Origin of the sequence: Kribbella sp. NPDC048915 (assembly GCF_040649595.1) — a bacterium.
In the GTDB taxonomy this organism is placed as follows: domain Bacteria; phylum Actinomycetota; class Actinomycetes; order Propionibacteriales; family Kribbellaceae; genus Kribbella.
On record NZ_JBEZFT010000001.1, the window covers coordinates 151,117 to 170,551 of the forward strand.

Sequence of the window (19,435 nt, forward strand, 5' to 3'; positions counted from 1 at the left end):
CCAGACCCTAGACCCCGGACCCCAGGGCGCGGAGGGCTCAACGGATCGACCTGGAAGGTGGCGTCGGTCGCTCGTCGGTCCAGCCGGACTCGAGGACGACAACGGAGCCCGACTTCACGCCGCGGATGGTCGAGCTGAGCAGGCGTCCGGTGACGGGGTCGATGACGTACGTCGCGCCGTCTGAGTAGAGCGTGGTGCGGTCGCTGCTCGGCGCGGTCGGGTCCGGGAGGATGCTCACCTCGGTCCCGACGCGGCCGATCGGGTCCTTGACGCCCGGGCGGATCTGCGTGCCGGGCAACGCGGCCAGCACCCGCAGCGCGGCGCCCCGGAGCTTCGGGGGCGAGGGCATCTCGAACAGCAGCCGGCCCGCCGCGGAGAACACCGCGTAGTCCCGTTCGGTACCGGTCAGGCCCGGCCCGGAGGCTTTGGCGAGAACCGCGCCGAGTGCCTCGGGGTCGGTCGGCAGCGCGGCGATCTGCTGCGCGCTGAGCAGCCGCTCGCCCAGGAAGTAGCCGGGCGGGACGTCGCGGAACGACATCTTGTTCACCACCGGTGCGTCGCGCTTGTGCAGGTCGACCCAGCCGAACCAGGACTCGGCACCCGGCTTCATCGGCATCCAGCTCTCGGTGATCGACCGGCGTGTGGACGCCGGCGTCGACGTCTCCTGGAGGCTGCGGACGCGGAAGTACTTCCCCGAGACCTTTTCGTCCTTCTCCTGCCGTACTGCGGTCGCAATGAGCACCTCGGCCGCTGTGGCGAGTCGCGGCGCAGTAGTAGTCGTCGGTCCGCCCGGTTCACTCGGCACGCCGCCGTTGTCGGCCCCTCCGACGAGCAGTGCGCCGCCTAGCCCCACTACGGCGACCAGTGCGGTCGCAGCAGTGATCGCCGTACCTAGCCAACCGGTCCGGAGCCGTGACATCGGACGCTGGTGCATCAGCTGCTGGAGCCGGCGTCGCGCGGCCTGAGTGGACTCAGGTGTCGGCGGCTCCTGCTCCGGGAACGCCTTCCGCAGTACGTCGAACTCGTTCACGACTGCTCCTCCGCAGGGTTCGTGACTGCCTCTCGTACCGCTTTCCGCGCACGGGACAGCCGCGAGCACACCGTCCCGTACGCAATGCCCAGCGCCGCCGCGACCTCGTCGTACGTCAACTGGCCCAGTGCGACGAGCAACAGCACCTCACGGTCCTTGGCGTTCAGCTTCGCCAGCGCGGCCGCCAGCTCACGCGAGACGCCCTGCGCTGTCACCTGTGCCGCTACCCGGTCCTCGTGCGCTGCGGCGGGCACAGGTGCCGGCAGTTTCGCTGCGGCCCGCCACGCCCGTACCTCGTCCCGCCGGTGCCGGCGGATCAGATTGGTCGCGATCCCGTACAGCCACGCCCGCACCACCCCACTGCGCCGGTCGAACCGCTCCCGCTGCCGGAACGCGATCAGGAAGGTCTCCGCGGCCAGGTCGTCCGCGACGTCCGTCCCCAGCCGCCGGGCCACGTAGCCGTGCACCTGCCCGAAGTACCGGTCGAAGACGACGGCGAACCGCTCCGGCTCGCCAACAGACGCCTCGAGCGCCAGCACGTCATCTGCCGCTGAGCCCGTCGCCGAGCCCGTCGCTGAGCCCGTCGCAGGTGCAGCGCCGGTGTCCGGGACAGCGCCGGGCCTGGGTACACCGGGCTTGGGTATGCCGGGCTTGGGTATGCCGGGCTTGGGTATGCCGGGCTTGGGTACGCCGGGACGGCGGGCCCGCCCGGGCAGGATCAGCGCGGCTTCGGGTGTCACACCCTCTTCTTGTCCGATGTCCCCAGAGCCCTTCTCGCCACCGGCTGGTACCGACAACAGCCGAGGGGCCGGCGAGTACCGGCCCGGTGAGAAGGACGTTTGAGAACGCTCTCAGGTGGACAGGCGCCGTCAGGGAGTTTCGAGCAGCCCGCGAGCTGCGGCCTCGTCCTGCGGCCAGACGTACACCGTCCAGCCGTCCTTGGTGTGCGCCGCCGTTCCCTTGATGCCGAACGTCTTCAGCCGGCTCACCAGCACCCGCGCCTCGTTGTAGCTGGGCACGGTCCGGATGTCGACCAGCAGCCCGAACGCGTCCCGCTCCGCCGGATTCCGGTCCACCCGGCGCACCAGCGAGCCACCCTTCGCCTTCGAGAACGCCCAGCGGCACAGCAGTACCGTCACGCCGGCCAGGGCGAGGGCCACGACCGGGAAGAGGAAGTAGTTCTCGGCGAACACAAGGTCCATTGTCGCGCGAAACAAAAGATCCCGAGGTCTTGGCAACCTTCGGTGTCTGCAGGGAGTCTTTACCAACACAGACGCTGTCACGCGGCCGATGGACTCGGGGGCCGCCGGAAGAGCGGAGGGCACGGACATGCTCGCACCGACCCACACCAACCCGGACGACTTCGTAACCAGTCACGACACCCGTCACCCCGCGCGGCCGGAGAACGTCGTGCATCTCAGTGGAATTCTGGACGTGCGCTCGGTCGGCGACGTCCGTCAAACACTCAACGAACTCATCGACACCTCCGACGGCGACGTGATCGTCGACCTGGAGCAGGTGGACGCTGTCGACGCCACCGGCCTCGGCCTCCTGGTCGCGACCCACCGCCGGACTCAGCTCCTCGGCCGCCAACTGGTTCTCTGGCACCCGATGCCGTCGGTCGTCCGCATCCTCGCGGTCACCCGCCTGCACCGAGTCCTCAACGTCGAACGCACGCCACTCCTCGCCTCCTGACCACCTCCGGTGCACACCCCGGACTTCTTCAGCGGATCTCTGGCTCTTGTGAGCGATCCGCAGGTGGGGTCCGGGTGACCGAGTCGGCGACCGCGCCGTACGACCGCGAGTACGACCGCGCGCGTTCCCGCCGCCGAGGCCCCTTGAGCCCCGACCAGGGACCGCGAACACCCATCCGGACCATGCACACCCGCCCGGGACCGTGCACACCCGCCCGGGACCGTGCACACCCGCCCGGGACCGTGCACACCCGTCCGGGACCGTGCACACCCGTCCGGGACCGTGCACACCCGTCCGGGACCGTGCACACCCGTCCGGGACCGTGCACACCCGTCCGGGACCGTGCACCCCATCCCGGGACCGTGCACCCCATCCCGGGACCGTGCACACCCACCCGGGACCGTGCACACCCGCCCGGGGCCTTGAACAAGCAATAACCACTCCACACCCACCACAACCTGTTCAAACCCCCGACTTCAGCCCGCACGACGACCGGCGCAGCCAACCACAGCCAGCCTCATACGAACGGATAACCCCGCCAGCTGGGGGTTCTCTGCTCTCATACCGACGAAGAACCCCCAACACGCGGGGTTATCCGCTCGTATGCCGTGCCGCGGATCAGCCGGTGGTGGATCAGCCGGGCGGTGGTCTGGTCAGCGGTGATCTGGTTGGCGGTGTTCGGCACGAGGTGACGGTGCGACGACGAGCGTGACGGTGCGGCGACGAGCGTGACGGTGCGGCGACGAGCGCGCGTCGACTTGGTCACCCGGCCCGCCACCCACGGATCGGTCACAAGAGACGGATTTCTCCTGCCGGCATGTCAAGGATGCTCGACCGGCGCCGACCGATCAGCGAACATCGTTGAGCCGGACAAGGAGAGGTCATGGCAATCACCAGTCAGTCCGCGAACAAGCAGACCGTCGAGCGGTACATCGACGGGTTCAACACATCCGACCACGAGCAGATCCTGTCGTGCCTGACCGAAGACATCGAGTGGACCGTCTTCGGCCACTTCCGGATCACCGGCAAGGAGGCGTACGACGCCAACATCGAGGGGCCGGACCCGGTCGGTGTGCCCCCGAAGGTCACGATCACTCGGATGGTCGAGGAGAACGACGTCGTGATGGCCGAGATGACCCTGGAAGCACTCCAGAAGGACGGCAGTGTGATGCGCGCCGCGATGGGTGAGGTGTTCGTGATGCGCGACGGTCTGATCTGCGAGCGCCGGGCGTACGTCGTGCCGCTGACCGAGAACGGCTACAAGTAACGCAAGGCCACCGAGCGGGCCGCACCGCCTCGCTCTGGCCCGATCCGCGTGCCTGGCGATGTGATCCATGCCCTTGGTGATGCCAGTCACGAGAGTAGGACTCACAAGGGCACAGAGTCCTACTCTCGGGTACATGGCGACCGAGAAGGATCGACCCTGGGTGATGCGGACGTACGCGGGCCATTCGTCCGCGGCCGAGTCCAACGCGCTGTTCCGCCGGAACCTCGCCAAGGGCCAGACCGGTCTGTCGGTCGCGTTCGATCTGCCGACCCAGACCGGGTACGACGCGGACCATCCGCTCGCGAAGGGTGAGGTCGGCAAGGTCGGCGTACCGATCGCGCACCTGGGTGATGTCCGGGCGTTGTTCGACCGGATCCCGCTCGCGCAGATGAACACGTCGATGACGATCAACGCGACCGCGATGTGGCTGCTCGCGCTGTACCAGGTGGCGGCCGAGGAGCAGGGTGCGGAGCCGTCCGAGCTGACCGGTACGACACAGAACGACATCGTCAAGGAGTACCTGTCCCGGGGGACGTACGCGTTCCCGCCGGAGGCCTCGCTGCGGCTGACCACCGACCTGATCGCGTACACCGTCGCCGAGATGCCGAAGTGGAACCCGATCAACATCTGCAGCTACCACCTGCAAGAAGCCGGCGCGACGCCGGTGCAGGAGCTCGCGTTCGCGCTGTCCACCGCGATCGCCGTGCTCGACCGCGTCCGCGACAGCGGCCAGGTACCGCAGGAGCGCTTCGGCGACGTCGTCCAGCGGATCTCGTTCTTCGTGAACGCGGGCGTGCGGTTCATCGAGGAGACGTGCAAGATGCGCGCGTTCGTCCGGTTGTGGGACGAGCTGACCCAGCAGCGGTACGGCGTCACGGACCCGAAGGCGCGGCGGCTGCGGTACGGCGTACAGGTGAACTCGCTCGGGCTGACCGAGGCGCAGCCGGAGAACAACGTGCAGCGCATCGTGCTCGAGATGCTCGGCGTCACGCTGTCGAAGAACGCGCGGGCGCGCGCCGTCCAGCTGCCCGCGTGGAACGAAGCGCTCGGCCTGCCGCGGCCGTGGGACCAGCAGTGGTCGCTGCGCATGCAGCAGGTGCTGGCGTACGAATCCGACCTGCTCGAGTACGACGACATCTTCGACGGATCGCACGTGATCGAGGCCAAGGTCGACGAACTGGTCGCGGGTGCGCGCGCGGAGATCGACCGGGTGCAGGCGATGGGCGGCGCGGTCGCCGCTGTGGAGAGCGGGTACCTGAAGCAGGCGCTGGTCGCGTCGCATGCCGAGCGGCGGCAGCGGATCGAGTCCGGCGAGCAGATCGTCGTCGGCGTGAACAAGTTCCAGAACACCGAACCGTCGCCGCTGACCGCCGATCTGGACACCGCGATCCAGACCGTTGACCCGGCCGCCGAGGCCGCCGCGGTGAAGTCACTCGAACAATGGCGCGCCGCGCGCGACGCCGAGGCCGTCGAAGCCGCACTCGAGAAGCTGCGCGCAACAGCAGCAACGACTCAGAACCTGATGCCCGTCACGCTGGAATGTGCCCGCGCCGGCGTCACGACCGGCGAGTGGGCAGGCGTGCTCAGGAAGGTGTACGGCGAGTACCGCGCACCCACCGGTGTCGCGGGATCGGTCGGTGTGACCGCGGGCAGTGCCGAGCTGGCCGCCGTCCGCGAAAAGGTCGAAGCCACCTCGAAGGAACTCCACGGACGCCTGCGGCTACTGGTCGGCAAGCCCGGTCTGGACGGGCACTCGAACGGCGCGGAGCAGGTCGCGGTCCGCGCGCGCGACGTCGGCTTCGAGGTCGTTTACCAGGGCATTCGCCTCACGCCGGAGCAGATCGTCGCCGCCGCCGTCGCCGAGGACGTGCACTGCGTCGGCCTCTCGATCCTGTCCGGTTCCCACATGGAGCTGGTACCGCAGGTGGTCGACGGACTGCGCGCGGCCGGGCTGGACGACGTACCGGTGGTCGTCGGCGGCATCGTCCCGGATGCGGACGCCAAGGCGCTGCGCACTGCCGGGGTGGCCGCTGTCTACACGCCGAAGGACTACGACCTCACCGGCATGATGTCCGACGTGGTGGACGTGATCCGCGACGCCAACCATTTGCCGCGCGTGGTAGAAGGGGTGCATGACCGCGAAGACTCGGCAGTTGTCCAACGGAACTGAGATCCCGGTGCTCGGCCTCGGGGTCTGGCAGGTGGACGACGGGGTGGAGTGTGAGCGGGCCGTCAGCTGGGCGCTCGAGGCCGGTTACCGGCTGATCGACACCGCCCAGGCCTACCGCAACGAGACGAGTGTCGGGAAGGCGATCCGGGAGAGCGGGATCCCGCGCGCGGAGATCTTCCTGACCACGAAGTTCTACCCCGGCGGCAAGGACGCGCGGGTCGAGGCGGAGAAGAGCCTCGAGCGGCTCGGTACCGACTACCTCGATCTGTACCTGATCCACTGGCCGCAGGGCGGTCCGACCTGGGCCTGGCCGGCGATGGAGGCGGCGGTCGACGCCGGGCTCACCAAGGGCATCGGCATCTCGAACTTCAGCTCCGCCGAACTCGCCGAGCTGAGCGATATCGCCCGGATCCAGCCGGTCGCGAACCAGATCCAGTTCAGCCCGTTCGAGTACCGCAAAGGGCTGGTCGAGGCCTGCGAGCAGGCGGGCGTCGTCGCGCAGGCGTACAGCCCGCTGGGTACTGGACGCCACCTCAACGACCCGGTCATCACCGGGATCGCGGAGCGCACCGGCCGGACGCCCGCGCAGGTGCTGATCCGGTGGGCGATCCAGAAGGGCCTCTCGGTGATCCCGAAGTCCACCCACCAGGACCGGATCGTGGAGAACTTCGCGGTCTTCGACTTCGAGCTCGACGACGCCGCGGTCGCGGCCCTGGACGCCCTCGACACCACCGGTCTGACCGCCGACGCCCTGTCGCAGAACAGCAAGTGGTGGTCCTGACCCGTTCCCTTGACGCGTGCGGTTACGGCTCGACCAGGCCGGCGCGGATCGCGTAGCGGGTGAGCTCGAGGCGGTCGCGCAGGCCGAGCTTCTGCAGGATGTTGGAGCGGTGCCGCTCGACCGTCTTGACGCTGATCGTGAGCAGTTCGGCGATCTCCTTCGAGGAATTGCCCTCGGCAACCAGTTTGAGGATCTCCTCCTCGCGCGCGGTGAGGATCTGCTGCGGCAGGTCCGCGCCGTGCCGGACCCGCTCCAGGTAGGTGCGCACCAGCCGCGTCATCGCCCCGGGGTACAGGAACGGCTCGCCGCGCATCGTCGCGCGGCACGCCTCGACCAGGTCGCGGTCCAGGACCGATTTCAGCACGTACCCCGAGGCGCCGGCCTTGAGCGCCTGGAAGAAGTACTGCTCGTTGTCGTACATCGTCAGCATCAGCACTCGCACGTGCGGCGCGACCGTGGAGAGCTCCCGGGCCGCCTGCAAGCCGGTCATCCGCGGCATCGCGATGTCGAGAATCGCCAGGTCCACCGGCTGCCGGCGGCATACCGCGACCGCTTCGCTGCCGTCGGCCGCCTCGGCCACCACCTGCAGGTCGGGCTGGTTGTCGAGGATCAGCCGGACGCCGCGCCGGACAAGTGCGTGGTCGTCGGCGAGCAGGATCTTCGTCTTGGCGATGGTCACGCCGGCGCCACCTCCGCTGCGCCGCGTGCCCGACCTCCGACCGGTACCCGCAGGCTGACCTGGGTACCACCGGACGGCGTGTCCCGTAGCTCGAGCGTCGCGCCGATCAGCAGCGCGCGCTCGCGCATGCCCCGGATTCCCGCACCCTCGTGGGCCGGTCCGAGCCCGCGGCCGTCGTCCTCGACCCGCAGTACGACGGCGTCACCGGAACGGACCAGGGACAGGTCGATCCGGCTCGCTCCGGCGTGCCGCGCGACGTTCGTGAGGCTCTCCTGCGCGACCCGGTACAGCACGAGTTCGGTCTGCTCGTCGAACTTCAGCCCGCTGTCGAAGCTGCGCCGGATCACCAGCCCGGTGTGGTCCGACAGCTCGTCCGCAAGCGCCGTCAGCGCACTGATCAGACCGAGATCCTCGAGTACGCCGGGACGCAGCCGGTGCGCGAGTCGCCGTACCTCGTCCAGACTCGCGCGCGTCGTTTCTTGCGCCTGCATGAGTTCGGCCCGCAGTACCGGGTCGGGGACCAGTTCGGCCGCCCGGTTGAGGTCCATCAGCACTGCCGTCAGGCTCTGCCCGACCTCGTCGTGCAGCTCACGGGCGATCCGCCGCCGCTCGGCCTCCTGCGCGGACAGGGCGCGCGCCGCGCTGGTCGCGCGTTCCTCCTCGAGGCGGTCGAGCATCGCATTGAACGCCCGCAGTACGTCGGGTACGCCGCCGCTGCCGCTCACCGGGAGGCGTTGACCGGGACGCAGTACGTCGACCGTGGACATCCGCCGGTTCAGCCGCGCGAGTGGTGCCAGGCCGACGCGCAGCAAGGCCGCGTTGGCCACCAGCATCACGGCGAGTCCGCCGATCAGGACGATCGCCTCGGTCAGCAGCACCGGCACCGAAACGGTCACCGGCGCCCAGAGCAGCAGGGCGGTCGCGGCACCGAGCACGACCGCGTTGAGCCCGAAGATGCGCCAGAACAACGACACCGTCGACACCTCTCCTCGCGTCGGTGGGAGTCCCGCCACTATGGCAGGCCGGACGACTTCGTGCCCGCCGAAGATGGGTGCTGATCCCCATAGGAAACCCCCGTTGCAGCGGCGATGGTGGGCCCATGAGGACGACACCCAACAAGACGCGGGAAGCGGCACCGCCGAGCCGCGTCGAGGAGACCCTGCAGCAGCTGCGCCACGAGCGGGAGAGCCGGCTGGCACAGCTGAGTGCGATGGATGCCGATGCTGCCGATGCTGCTGACGGTGAACTGGCCTCGGTGCAAGCGACCGCGATCCGCCGCGTGCTCGCCGAGATCGACGCCGCCGAGGAGCGAGCCTTGAACGGCACGTACGGCGTCTGCCTCGGCTGCGACGCGCGGATTCCGGTCGGGCGCCTGGAGATCCTGCCGTATGTGAGGTACTGCGTCCGCTGCCAGCAGCGAGCACTCTGAGGCCCGACGTGTCCAGCCGCACCCGCACCACCCCACGCAACGCGGGCCTACCGGACCACGAACTCGCCGCCCTCCGCGCATCCCTCCTGGATCAACGCGCCTTCCGCCAGGAACAACTCGCGACGCTCCATCGCCACCCACCAGCCAACGCAACCGGCCCGGCTGACGGCCGGACCGGCACCGGGTACGGCGTCACCGGTCGTGTGGGGGAGCAGGGGCAAGCGGCGCGCGACGAGGTGCGCAGCTACCTGGCGGTGGCGGCGCGGATCGTGCTGGCAGATGTCGAGGCCGCGCTGGACCGGATGGAGACCGGGCACTACGGCGAATGCCGCAGCTGCCGTGCACCGATCGACCTCGCCCGGCTCCGCGTCTGCCCGCAGGCCATGCACTGCGCCGAATGCCACCGCCGCCAGGAAACGGCCGCCGAATGAACCGCACCCCCCAACGGTCTGGCAATCGACCTCGGCAGCTCCACCGCGAAGTTCTGCCTGCCCCACGGGCGCCCACTCGAGGTCCCCACGCCGTACGCCGACCCGCGCGGAACCTGGCTACTCGGCGGGCGGCCGGTGATGCGGGGGCGGGTGCAGGATGTGGAGGGCGCCGCGTCACTGGTTGCCGAGGTGGTGAGCGGCATGCCGAGCACCGAGCTGATCGCGGTGGCCACGAAGCCGGTGCTGTGCGCCGACGTGGATCGAGCGAACCTGCGAACCGCTCTGACCGCTGCAGGCGCGACGCGGGTGGTGATGATCGACGCGGTGAAGGCCGCGGCGCTCGGGGCAGCGGCCGATCTGACCGAACCGCTGCTGGTCGTCGATGTCGGCGCCGAGCTGATCGAGGTGGCCCTGCTGTCCGACGGCGCGGTGGTCGAGGCTCGCTCTGCGCTACTCGGACTGGATGACGGCCTGCCGACCGCCGTGCTGGTGGACGAGACCGCCGACGCGATCGTGGAACTCCTGCGCGGCGATCGAGGCCCGCAGGTCGCCGACGCACTGGACCGACCAATCCTGCTGACCGGAGGCGGCGGACTCGACTCGGACATCGCTGCCGCACTCGGCGAGCGCCTGGCGGCCATCGTCCGCTCGGCGCCGGCTCCACTCACGGCCGCTGTGCGCGGCGCCGCCACCGTCCTCCAGTCCGCCTACCGTCACCCGGGCATCCACTCGGGCCTCCACCTGGGCGTCAGCCGGCGCTCTTGGCGTTGACCAGGTCCTCGACCGCTTTCGGGATGGTGGTTTCGAAGTCGAGGAGCTTGGCCCAGGTGAGCGTGACGGTGATGACGGCCATAGCGTCGTACAGGTACTGCACACCGGCGACCCATCCGGGGTACTGCTCGTCGGTCATCACCTTGTGACCGGCGACGAGGTACCCCTCGGGGACGCCGGGAACGACCGTGACCTCGGCCGTGCCGCGCAGCAGGAGCACCTTGGGCGGGAAGGCGCCGGTGTCGATCGTCAGCGCGACCTTAGGGTTCTTCCGCAGCGCCGCGACCTTGGCGGCCTTCGGAGCGGTGGCCATCTGAAGCTGGTCGCCGGACATCCAGAATCCGATCGGGATCACCCGCGGCGCCCCGTCCAGGCCGTCGTAGGCGAACCGGGCCGGCTCGGGGCCGTTGATGAGCTGCTGCGCGTAGGGCTCGGCGATGATCTCGGCGATCTGCTGCTTGTTCATGGTGATTCCCTTCCGAGGAGGAGGCCGGTTCTCATCAAGGGGACGAAGCCGCCGGACGACTCTCGACATCGATAGGTTGACGAATCATGGAGAGTTTCGACTTCGGCCGCGGAACGGTCCAGCTCGCCGACGACGGTTCGGTCGTGCAGGTGCTGCACCCGGACGGCCGCCGCATACTGCTCGACGAGGGTCGCGTGCACGACAGCCTGCACGCGTGGGGCAAGGGCTTCGTGATCACCGACCGTGGCGCGCACCGGTTCGACGCGCCGACATTCACGCGCTGGCGGAGCTCTGGCATCGACCTGCTCTACCGCTTCGGTGACCTGGAGTTGCGCGTCGGGCGCCGGTTCGGCGAGCAGTGGACCGAGACGTACGAGCTCCGCAACGTCGGTGCCGAGCCGGTCGAGATCGGCTCGCTGGCGATCAGTACGCCGTACCGCGACGTCTACGCGTCGAGCCACGAGAGCCTCACGGGCGCGGTGCACGCGCACGTCTGGACCGGCGGGGCGGACGCGTGGGTGTGGGCGGTGCCGATGGACGGCAGCGGTCCGGGCCTTGGTCTCCAGCTGCAGGAGGGTGAGCTCTGGGCGTACTCCGTCGAGTCCCGCGAGCCCAGCACCAGCAGCAACATCCGCGGCCACATCTACCTGCACGTCACCGATCACGCCCGTTCGCCGCACGCGATGGGCGGTCAGCCGACCGTCGTCCTGGCGCCTGAGCAGTCGTACCGCTGGACCTGGCAGCTCGGCTGGTACTACGACCTGCCCGCATTCCACGCGGCCCGGTCGCCACGCATCGGCGCCGACCGGCTCGCGGCCGAGGTCGGCGAGACGATCCGGCTGCACGACGGGCGCGACCTCAGTGCGGACGCGCCCGGTGTCCAGTACGTCGAGGCGATGGACGGCAAGGCGCGAATCGCGGTGCTGTTCCACGAACCGCTGCGGGTCATCGCTGAGCGCCGCGTGCGCTTCGTCCTCGATCGGCAGCGGCGACCCGAGTTGGCGGACAGCCGCCGGTACGCGTTCGTGCCCTACGACAACGACAGTGGTCTCACCGTGCTCTCCGGTGCATGGCGTGACTGGTCCGACGCTCGCGAGCGCGTCGGTACGGCGCTGCTGCTGCAGGAGGTCCGTGACCGCGGCTGGGGTGATCGCGCCGAACTGGACGAGGCGCTCGCCGGGTACGAGCAGTTCGTCCGCGACCACCTGCTCGACGACCAAGGCACCGTCCAGGACGACAGCATCCACCAGAACGAGGTCCGCCTCTACAACTTCCCCTGGTTCGCGCGCTTCCTCCTCGGCCAGGGCGACCGCGCCGGCGCCGCCCGCATCCTCGATCGGTACTACGAACTCGGTGGCGACCACTTCCTCGCCTTCGACCTCGGGCCGTTGCTCAGCGAACTCGGTCTGCACGAGCACCTGATCCGGCATGCGAAGACCTTCATCGCGTACGGCGACGAGCTGCCGCCGCACGAGGTCAACTACGAGCAATCGATGGTTGCGCCACTGCTCGAGCTACTGGTGGCGGCGTACCGGATCGCGCCGGACGAGATCGGCGGTGCCGAGTTGACCCACCGCCTGCCGTGGCTGACCGCGTTCGCCGCCGACCAGCCCGACGTCCGCCTCCGGCACGTCCCGATCCGGCACTGGGACGGCTACTGGTTCGGGCGGCTGCGGCTGTGGGGTGACGTCTTCCCGCACTACTGGTCCGCACTGAGCGCGATCGTGTACGGCGCCTGGCCGCGCGAACTCGTGTCGCCCGCGGAGGCCGCGTGGCTGGACCGCGCGGAGGAAGCCATCCTCCGCGCGAACCTGGTCAGCTTCGCCCCGGACGGGTCGGCGACGTGCGCCTTCGTCTACCCGAGCTGCGTCAACGGCCAACCCGCCCACGTCGCCGACCCCCTGGCCAACGACCAGGACTGGGCTCTCGTCTACGCCCTGCGTCGCCTAGATGATTGATGCACGGCCTGGTCTGGGTTCGTTGGTCGTAGTGATGGAGCAGCGGATGCTCGGGCGTGTGGCGTGTGGCGTGTGGCGTGTGGCGTGTGGCGTGTGTCAGGTCGACAGGACGTCTCCTGTGCCAGAGGTCACAGCTGAGCGTGAATCAGACACCGAACGCACCCGCCCCGCACCACACTAACTGTCGAGCGTGCACACCTTCGGGCCGTGCATCAATCATCTAGGGAGCCGGCTGGTCCACTCCGATTCAGCCGGCTAGTTCACCCCGAGGGAGGGGAGTAGCTCGCGGAGGCGGGTCATCAGGTGTTCGTGGACGCTGGTGCCGTAGGAGATCCGGGTGGCACCGGCTGCGGCCAGCTCGGCTGCGGTCGGGCCGCCAACCTTCGCGTGCCCGTTGACCGGCCCGCCGACCTCTGCGGCCACCTGGGCGAGTTGGTCGAGCGGGGCGAGGATCGGGTAGATGCAGTCCACGCCGGCGCGGCGGTACTCACGCCCTCGGCGTACCGCCTCGCCTACTGGGTCCTCGACGGTGCGGATGAAGGTGTCGATGCGGGCGTTGATGACCAGGTCGGCGCCGGCGGCGGCGCGGACCTCGGCCAGATAGTCCGCCTGCCGCGCGACGTCGACAAGCTCGCCACCGAGCGAGTCCTCGAGGTTGCAGCCGACCGCGCCGGTCTCCAGCAACCGCTCCACGAACTCCTTCGGCGACAGTCCGTACCCGGCCTCCAGGTCGGCCGTCACCGGTACGTCGACCGCGGCGGCGATCCGCGCCACCGCGGCGAACATCGTCGCGGGCGGAGTCAGCTGCCCGTCGTCGTACCCGAGCACACGGGCGACCGCACCGCTGCTGGTGGCGACGGCGGAGTAGCCGGCCTCGGCGACCAGACGGGCGCTCACCGGGTCCCAGGCGTTCGGCAGGACGAGGGGAGTGCCACCGTGGTGCAAGGCCCTGAACAATTCGGCAGTCATCGATGCGACCTCACGGCTTGTAGTGACCGGGCTCCATCTTCCCGGTCACCCCGACTCGGGTCCACATGTTGATGGTGATGATCAATGCGATCAATCGTGACAACTGTTGATCGTCGAAGGCGTCCGCTGCGAGTTGATACACCTCGTCGGGAACATGATCAACACTGATCAACGTGATCGCCTCGGTCAGCGCCAGCGCGGCCTTCTCCTGCTCGGTGTAGAACTTCTCCGACTCGCGCCAGACCGGCAGCAGGGCGATCCGCTGCTGCTGCTCCGGGCCGAACTCCAGCAGGTCGAGCGAGTGCATGTCGGTGCAGTACGCGCAGCCGTTGATCTGCGACGCCCGGATCCGCACGAGGTGCGCGAGTTTCGGGTCCAGCCCGGTGTCGGAGACCCGGTCCAGTTCGATCATCGCCTGGTAGAAGTCGGGGGCCAGGTTGGCGAGCTTGACCCGCCGCGTCGTTGTCGTCATGTGATCAACCTATGACCGAATCGGCCCAGGTGTATGGTCCACTTCTATGGGAGATCGAGGGGCCATTTCCGGCCTGTCCGGCCGCACCGACGGCGCGTTCAGTGGGGCGGACCTGCATCTTGAGCTTGGTGCGACTCGGGGGCGGGCCGAGTTGGTTCGGGCGTTGCACGAGTCGATCCGGAGTGGGCGGCTGATGCCGGGGACCCGGTTGCCGTCGTCGCGGTCACTGGCGAAGGACCTGGGGATCGCCCGCAACACGGTCGCGGACGCGTACGGGCAGCTGGTCGCCGAGGGCTGGCTGACGGCGCGGCAGGGCTCCGGTACGGTCGTCGCGAACCGGGTCGCCGTACCGCCGAGTGCGCCGGTCGCGCTGCCGGAGACCCAGCGGTTCCGGTACGACCTGATGCCCGGCGCGCCGGATGTGGCGACGTTCCCGCGCACCGAGTGGCTGGCGGCGGCGCGCAAGGCCCTGACCGCGGCACCGAACGAGGCGTTCGGGCTGGGCGACCCGCGCGGCCGGCTCGAGCTGCGCCGGGTGCTGGCGGACTACCTGGCCCGGGCCCGTGGCGTCCGCGCCGACCCGGAGCGAATCCTGATCTGCTCGGGCTACGTGCAGGGATTGAGCCTGCTGGCCGAGGCGATCAGGACACTCGGCGGTACGACCATCGCGGTCGAGGAGTTCGGCTACGGACTGCACCGCGACGTGATCAAGGCGCGCGGGCTCGACGTGGCCGCCGTACCGGTGGACGAGCTGGGCGCCCAGACGGCGCAGCTGACCGGGCAGGGCGTACTGCTCACGCCGGCGCACCAGATGCCGACGGGCGTTCCGCTGGCGCCGGAGCGTCGTACAGCGGCGGTCGAATGGGCACGCGAGTCCGGTGCGGTGCTGATCGAGGACGACTACGACGGGGAGTTCCGGTACGACCGGCAGGCCGTCGGGGCGCTGCAGGCGCTCGATCCGGAGCGCGTCGTGTACACGGGGACGGCGAGCAAGAGCCTCGCGCCCGGGCTGCGGCTGGCGTGGATGGTGTTGCCGCAGCAGCTCGTCGAGCCGGTCGTCGCGGCGAAGCGGACCGCGGATTTCCAGACCGCGACCCTGGACCAGCTCGTGCTCGCGGAGTTCATTGCCTCGGGCCACTACGACCGGCATGTTCGCCGCTCTCGCCTGCATTACCGGCGCCGCCGCGACCGCCTGGTGGAGCTGCTCGCCGTCCGCGCACCCACGGTCGAGGTCGCCGGGATCTCGGCCGGGATGCACGTGCTGCTCGACGTCGCGGGTGATGCCGAGGACATCGTCGCGCGCGCCGCCCGCCAGAGGCTCGGCCTCACGACGTTGACCAACTATCACTTCGACCCGACGCCGGCCACCCGCCAGGCCGTCATCGTCGGCTACGGCACCCCGCCCGACCACGCCTACCCCGGCGCCCTCGACCTGCTCTGCCAGGTCCTCGGCGTCTGAGTCAGCGGACCGCCTGAGTCAGCGGACCGCAGTGACGAGCGCGCGGATGTCGTCCGGGCCGACGCGGCAGCAGCCGCCGACGTAGGCGGCGCCGGCTTCGAGCCAGGAGCGCGCGTAGGTCGCCGGGCCGGTGCCGTTTCCGACCCAGCAACGGGCGACCGGGTCCCAGGACTCGCCGCGGTTCGGGTAGGCGATCGCGGCCCGGCCGGACACGGCGACGGCTGTCCGTACGGCGGGCAGTACGTCGGCCGGCGCGCAACAGTTGATGCCAATAGCAACCACCTGGTCGACGGCCGGGATCGCGAAGGCTTCGGTGAGCGGTTGGCCGGCGCGCGTGTGGTCGCCGTCGATCGAGTACGAAAACCACGCCGGGACGTCGAGTTCGCGGAGGAGTTCGACCAGGACCTCGGCCTCCTCGGTGTCCGGGATCGTCTCGACGGCGAGCAGGTCCGGTTCCGCGGCGGCGAGGAGTTCGAGGCGCGGTCCGTGGAAGTCGCGCAGTACGGTCGAGCTGACGCCGTACCGGCCGCGGTACTCCGATCCGTCCGCGAGCATCGCGCCGTACGGGCCGACCGACGCGGCCACCAGCCGCCCGGGGAACTCGTCGCGCACCTCGCGGGCGATGCGCACACTGCTGCGAATCAGCCGCTCGGCCGCCGCGCGCGAGACCCCGGCCCGCTCGAACCCGACCACGCTGGCCTGGTAGCTCGCCGTCGTCGCGACCATCGCGCCCGCCTCGTAGTACGCCCGATGCACCGCGGCGACCTCGGCGGGGTCGTCGCGCAGCAACCGAGCGGACCACAGCGCGTCGGACAGGTCGTGACCGCGGTCCTCCAGCGCGTTGGACAGGCCGCCGTCCAGGATGACCGGCTGGTCAGACGCTCTGGGCAAGCTGGAAAACCTCGTCCGCGCAGCCCCAGGAGATGGTGACGCCCGAGCCGCCGTGACCGTAGCAGTGGATGACCGGCTCACCGGCGCTCGTCCGCACCAGTTCGCAGCGGATCGCCGGTCGCGCCGGCCGCAGACCGACCCGCTGCCGGAGGATCTTCGCGTCGCGTAGCTGTGGCACCAGCTCGGCCGCGCGCTCGAGGATCTGCGTCGAGGTCTTCGGGTCGACCTGAAGGTTCCAGTCGCCGGGCTGGCTGGTGCCGCCGACGACCACGTCGTTGCGGCGCGGAATGACGTAGGTCAGCTCGTCCGGCGAGCGATCCGCGACCAGCCATTCGGTCAGCCCGCACGGCTCGACCGTCAGCACCTGCCCGCGCACCGGCGTCACGGTCGGATCGCTCGCAGTCAGCCGGGCGCCCAGTCCGGTGCAGTTCACCACCAGATCGGCGTTCGTCGGCAGCGCGGACAGCGCCGCGCGCGTCAGCGTCCCGCCGGCCGCCTCGAGCCGCTTCACCAGCGCCGGCAGGTACTGCGGCATGTCGATCACCGGCGCCGTGAACGACCACCCGTCCGCGAACCCGACCGGCGGCGAACCGACCCGCGCGAAGTCCGTCAGTACGTCGGCCCACAACGGATCCTGAGTCGGCTCGACGAGGAACTCGCGCCCGTGCGTCAGCTGCACCGACGGCTCGCTCGCGGCCAGTTTCGTGAACTCCTCGTACGACGCGCGCGACCAGGCGGCCACCCGGTCCGCGGGCGCGCACAGGTACGGGTACCAGATCGCGGCCGCGACCGACGAGGTCGTCTCCAGCGGCAGGTCGCGGGCGAACACCGCCACGTCGTACCCGCCCTCGGCGAGCCGGATCGCACAACTCAGCCCGATCACGCCCGCACCAACAACGATCACGCGCATTCACACAGTGTTACGCACAGCCGATGATCACGCCAGGGACGCAAGACAGCGGGCACAGGGCCCAGCGTCCGCTGTCGGTGTCAGTGGAGGTCGACGGCCAGCGAGTACAAGCGGGTGATCTGGGTGGCGCCGTTGTTGTCGTCCGACATCAGGTACAGCTGGCGGCGGCCGCCGGGCAGGTGTCCGCCGAGGGCGAGCGCCTCGACGTTGTCCAGCAGCGGGTTCGGCTGCGGCTGCTTCGCGACCGCGCCCGACGGCGGGCAGTCGACCAGGTCGAACAGCAGCTTCTTCCGGGTGTACGCCGCCGTCGGTACGTCGGCCAGTGACGCGACCTTCGAGACGTCCGCGGCCGTGCGCAGCGAGACCGTGAACACGCGGATCGTGTTCCCGAAGTCCGGGGTGTAGGTGCGCTCCATCGACACCAGCTCGGTCGGCCCGGCCCAAGCGAGCTCGACGAGCGCCAGCCCCGGGTCCGGCTGGTACGCATACTGCGCGACGGGGCGGTAGTCGCGCCCCGGCAGTCCGGCGTACCGGATGATCCGGTTCCGTGTACGGTCGTTCGCGTCGGTCCCGTCGGAGGCGAGCGGCCCTTCCATACCGGCGTACAGCGAGCGGCCGTCGCGACTCACCGCGAGCGACTCGAAGGTCGCGTTGCCGCTCGCCTCGCCCGCGGGCGAGGCGAGGAACCGGGACGGCACCGGCAGCTCACCGATCTGCCGGCCGTCCGACCGGCGGAAGCGGCGGATGGACGGTTCCCGCTCCGAGGTGGCCAGGATGGTCCGGTCGCCGCGCTCGACGACGAGTCCTTCGCCGTCGAAGTCGCCGCCGTTGTACGGCGTACCGTCCGGGCGCCGCAGGATCGTCATCCCGTCGACGCCGACCGAGGTCGGCCTGCTGTGAACGCGGAGATCGAAGACCCGCGCCGGCGTCGTCCCGACGTTATCCACCAGCGCGACCGCCTGATCCGTGCCGGTCAGGTTGAGCGCCGACAGCCCGGCCACCGGCTGCCCGTCGAACGTGGTCTTGTCCAGCGCATCGCTGAACCCGAGCAGCGTCGCCTTCGGGGAACAGACGCCACCGACGACGGCAGGGCGGCCCGGCGAGGCCTGGGCGGTGAGCGACGCGGTGAGGGCGGTCAGAACGATCGCTGCGGCCAGTGGCTTCTGCCAACGCATTCCGGGGCTCCTAGGAGTGACGACGAGGGCGCTGGACCAACCTACTCGCTGACGCCGCGGCTCAGCAGCACGGTCGCGATGAACGTCCGGTAAAGCTGCAGCGGATCATCGTTGCGCAGGGCAACCACCTTGTCCTCGCGGCGCTCGACGCCGCGCAGTTCGCAGGCGAGTTCGGCGTACGCGCGGTTGTGGAAACGAACCGTCAGCTCGGCCGGCAGCGGGATCGCGGGCGGCCTGATGTCGCTGACCCGGGCCAGTGCGCGGCGGGCGGCGTCGTGGATCAGCTCGCGGGCGCGTTCGGGATGCACCGACAGTGCGGCGTTGTGCGACACCGACTCCTTCACCACGACCGCTTCGATGTCGGGGCAGAACGCCTGCGCCTCGTCGATCGTGGTGCGGTCGCCGGTGATCAGTACGACCGGCACCTGATGGGCGAGCGCGACGAGCGCGTTGATCCCGGCTTCGCCGGTGACGGTCCCGTTCAGCCGCACCTCGGCGATCGCGCGCGGGTTGTACGTGTGGTGCAGTACGGACGACGTCGCGCCGGCCGAACCGTGGTACGACACGAAGAACACCGCGTCGTACGACTCGTCGAGACCCTGCATCATGTACAGCGGTTTGTGTTTGCCGGACAGGTAGCTCGCGTGCCCGTGCAGCTCGTCGGGGAGAAGGTTCTGCATGGTCGAGTGCGCGTCGTTGACGAGGAACTCGGTCCCGCCCGCGGCCAGCGCGCCGTCGATCGCGGCGTTCACCTCGGTCTGCAGCTGACGGCGGTAGTACTCGTACTCGGAGCCCGGTCCGCGGACCTGACCCCAGTCGACGACCCCCGCCGTACCTTCCATGTCCGTTGACAAGAAGACCCTCATTCAACGAACCCTACAA

22 protein-coding genes are annotated in these 19,435 nt (G+C 69.7%); 9 read left to right on the forward strand and 13 right to left on the reverse strand.

The window, feature by feature from the left end; translation table 11 throughout:
• Window positions 1-37 precede the first annotated feature (37 nt).
• From AB0B82_RS00615 to AB0B82_RS00625, 3 genes are all read right to left on the reverse strand, one after another.
• On the reverse strand, window positions 38-1,030 hold the full coding sequence (locus tag AB0B82_RS00615) for a CU044_5270 family protein (protein WP_360160900.1): 993 nt from the start codon (window positions 1,028-1,030) through the stop codon (window positions 38-40).
• Window positions 1,027-1,569, reverse strand: a complete 543-nt coding sequence (locus tag AB0B82_RS00620) for an RNA polymerase sigma factor (RefSeq protein ID WP_360160902.1) — start codon at window positions 1,567-1,569, stop codon at window positions 1,027-1,029. The genes AB0B82_RS00615 and AB0B82_RS00620 overlap by 4 nt, the downstream gene beginning before the upstream one ends.
• Window positions 1,570-1,899: 330 nt before the next feature.
• Window positions 1,900-2,232 (reverse strand): hypothetical protein, encoded by a 333-nt coding sequence (locus tag AB0B82_RS00625; RefSeq protein ID WP_360160904.1) that lies wholly within the window; start codon window positions 2,230-2,232, stop codon window positions 1,900-1,902.
• Between the two features lie 127 nt (window positions 2,233-2,359).
• Between AB0B82_RS00625 and AB0B82_RS00630 the strand changes: the two genes are divergently transcribed.
• On the forward strand, window positions 2,360-2,725 hold the full coding sequence (locus AB0B82_RS00630; RefSeq protein WP_360160906.1) for an STAS domain-containing protein: 366 nt from the start codon (window positions 2,360-2,362) through the stop codon (window positions 2,723-2,725).
• Window positions 2,726-3,284: 559 nt separating this feature from the next.
• Here the strand turns inward: AB0B82_RS00630 and AB0B82_RS00635 are convergent.
• Window positions 3,285-3,518 (reverse strand): hypothetical protein, encoded by a 234-nt coding sequence (locus AB0B82_RS00635; RefSeq protein WP_360160908.1) that lies wholly within the window; start codon window positions 3,516-3,518, stop codon window positions 3,285-3,287.
• 90 nt (window positions 3,519-3,608) lie between these two features.
• On the opposite strand from AB0B82_RS00635, the gene AB0B82_RS00640 reads away from it, so the two are divergent.
• From AB0B82_RS00640 to AB0B82_RS00650, 3 genes are all read left to right on the forward strand, one after another.
• Window positions 3,609-3,992, forward strand: coding sequence for a nuclear transport factor 2 family protein (locus AB0B82_RS00640; protein ID WP_360160910.1), 384 nt, complete (start codon window positions 3,609-3,611; stop codon window positions 3,990-3,992).
• 133 nt (window positions 3,993-4,125) lie between these two features.
• Entirely contained in the window at window positions 4,126-6,162 is a 2,037-nt protein-coding gene (locus tag AB0B82_RS00645; protein WP_360160912.1) for a protein meaA, read from the forward strand.
• The gene (locus AB0B82_RS00650) at window positions 6,125-6,943 is read left to right on the forward strand and encodes an aldo/keto reductase (protein WP_360160914.1); all 819 of its coding nucleotides are present in this window, start codon (window positions 6,125-6,127) and stop codon (window positions 6,941-6,943) included. Before AB0B82_RS00645 ends, AB0B82_RS00650 begins: the two co-directional genes overlap by 38 nt.
• Before the next feature lie 22 nt (window positions 6,944-6,965).
• Here the strand turns inward: AB0B82_RS00650 and AB0B82_RS00655 are convergent, their stop codons facing one another.
• Both AB0B82_RS00655 and AB0B82_RS00660 read right to left on the reverse strand, forming a co-directional pair.
• Window positions 6,966-7,622 carry a response regulator transcription factor gene (locus AB0B82_RS00655; protein ID WP_360160916.1) on the reverse strand — a complete coding sequence of 219 codons (657 nt, stop codon included), beginning with the start codon at window positions 7,620-7,622 and terminating at the stop codon, window positions 6,966-6,968.
• The gene (locus tag AB0B82_RS00660; RefSeq protein ID WP_360160918.1) at window positions 7,619-8,596 is read right to left on the reverse strand and encodes a HAMP domain-containing sensor histidine kinase; all 978 of its coding nucleotides are present in this window, start codon (window positions 8,594-8,596) and stop codon (window positions 7,619-7,621) included. The genes AB0B82_RS00655 and AB0B82_RS00660 overlap by 4 nt, the downstream gene beginning before the upstream one ends.
• Before the next feature lie 125 nt (window positions 8,597-8,721).
• On the opposite strand from AB0B82_RS00660, the gene AB0B82_RS00665 reads away from it, so the two are divergent.
• From AB0B82_RS00665 to AB0B82_RS00675, 3 genes are all read left to right on the forward strand, one after another.
• Window positions 8,722-9,051 carry a TraR/DksA C4-type zinc finger protein gene (locus AB0B82_RS00665; protein ID WP_360160920.1) on the forward strand — a complete coding sequence of 110 codons (330 nt, stop codon included), beginning with the start codon at window positions 8,722-8,724 and terminating at the stop codon, window positions 9,049-9,051.
• An 8-nt stretch (window positions 9,052-9,059) separates the two neighbouring features.
• On the forward strand, window positions 9,060-9,482 hold the full coding sequence (locus AB0B82_RS00670; protein ID WP_360160922.1) for a TraR/DksA C4-type zinc finger protein: 423 nt from the start codon (window positions 9,060-9,062) through the stop codon (window positions 9,480-9,482).
• Window positions 9,483-9,620: 138 nt separating this feature from the next.
• Complete coding sequence (locus AB0B82_RS00675) at window positions 9,621-10,253, forward strand: rod shape-determining protein (RefSeq protein ID WP_360160924.1); 633 nt, start codon at window positions 9,621-9,623, stop codon at window positions 10,251-10,253.
• Here AB0B82_RS00675 and AB0B82_RS00680 read toward each other — a convergent pair.
• Entirely contained in the window at window positions 10,231-10,719 is a 489-nt protein-coding gene (locus AB0B82_RS00680; RefSeq protein WP_360160926.1) for a pyridoxamine 5'-phosphate oxidase family protein, read from the reverse strand. The genes AB0B82_RS00675 and AB0B82_RS00680 overlap by 23 nt on opposite strands.
• An 86-nt stretch (window positions 10,720-10,805) precedes the next feature.
• On the opposite strand from AB0B82_RS00680, the gene AB0B82_RS00685 reads away from it, so the two are divergent.
• Window positions 10,806-12,677, forward strand: coding sequence for a hypothetical protein (locus tag AB0B82_RS00685; protein ID WP_360160928.1), 1,872 nt, complete (start codon window positions 10,806-10,808; stop codon window positions 12,675-12,677).
• Window positions 12,678-12,932: 255 nt separating this feature from the next.
• Here the strand turns inward: AB0B82_RS00685 and AB0B82_RS00690 are convergent, their stop codons facing one another.
• A complete protein-coding gene (locus AB0B82_RS00690; RefSeq protein ID WP_360160930.1) occupies window positions 12,933-13,646 on the reverse strand; it encodes an isocitrate lyase/phosphoenolpyruvate mutase family protein in 714 nt (237 codons plus the stop codon).
• A 10-nt stretch (window positions 13,647-13,656) separates the two neighbouring features.
• Window positions 13,657-14,118, reverse strand: a complete 462-nt coding sequence (locus tag AB0B82_RS00695; RefSeq protein ID WP_360160932.1) for a carboxymuconolactone decarboxylase family protein — start codon at window positions 14,116-14,118, stop codon at window positions 13,657-13,659.
• 46 nt (window positions 14,119-14,164) lie between these two features.
• Here AB0B82_RS00695 and AB0B82_RS00700 point away from each other — a divergent pair, with 46 nt between their 5' ends.
• Complete coding sequence (locus AB0B82_RS00700; RefSeq protein ID WP_360160934.1) at window positions 14,165-15,577, forward strand: PLP-dependent aminotransferase family protein; 1,413 nt, start codon at window positions 14,165-14,167, stop codon at window positions 15,575-15,577.
• An 18-nt stretch (window positions 15,578-15,595) separates the two neighbouring features.
• On the opposite strand, the gene mmuM is transcribed toward AB0B82_RS00700, so the two are convergent.
• The 4 genes from mmuM to AB0B82_RS00720 all read right to left on the reverse strand — a co-directional run bounded on the left by mmuM (window position 15,596) and on the right by AB0B82_RS00720 (window position 19,419).
• A complete protein-coding gene (gene mmuM / locus AB0B82_RS00705; protein WP_360160936.1) occupies window positions 15,596-16,468 on the reverse strand; it encodes a homocysteine S-methyltransferase in 873 nt (290 codons plus the stop codon).
• Window positions 16,452-17,378 carry an FAD-dependent oxidoreductase gene (locus AB0B82_RS00710; RefSeq protein ID WP_360160938.1) on the reverse strand — a complete coding sequence of 309 codons (927 nt, stop codon included), beginning with the start codon at window positions 17,376-17,378 and terminating at the stop codon, window positions 16,452-16,454. Before AB0B82_RS00710 ends, mmuM begins: the two co-directional genes overlap by 17 nt.
• Before the next feature lie 80 nt (window positions 17,379-17,458).
• Window positions 17,459-18,553, reverse strand: a complete 1,095-nt coding sequence (locus tag AB0B82_RS00715) for an esterase-like activity of phytase family protein (protein WP_360160940.1) — start codon at window positions 18,551-18,553, stop codon at window positions 17,459-17,461.
• 41 nt (window positions 18,554-18,594) lie between these two features.
• Window positions 18,595-19,419 (reverse strand): M55 family metallopeptidase, encoded by an 825-nt coding sequence (locus tag AB0B82_RS00720; RefSeq protein ID WP_360160942.1) that lies wholly within the window; start codon window positions 19,417-19,419, stop codon window positions 18,595-18,597.
• Window positions 19,420-19,435 lie beyond the last annotated feature (16 nt).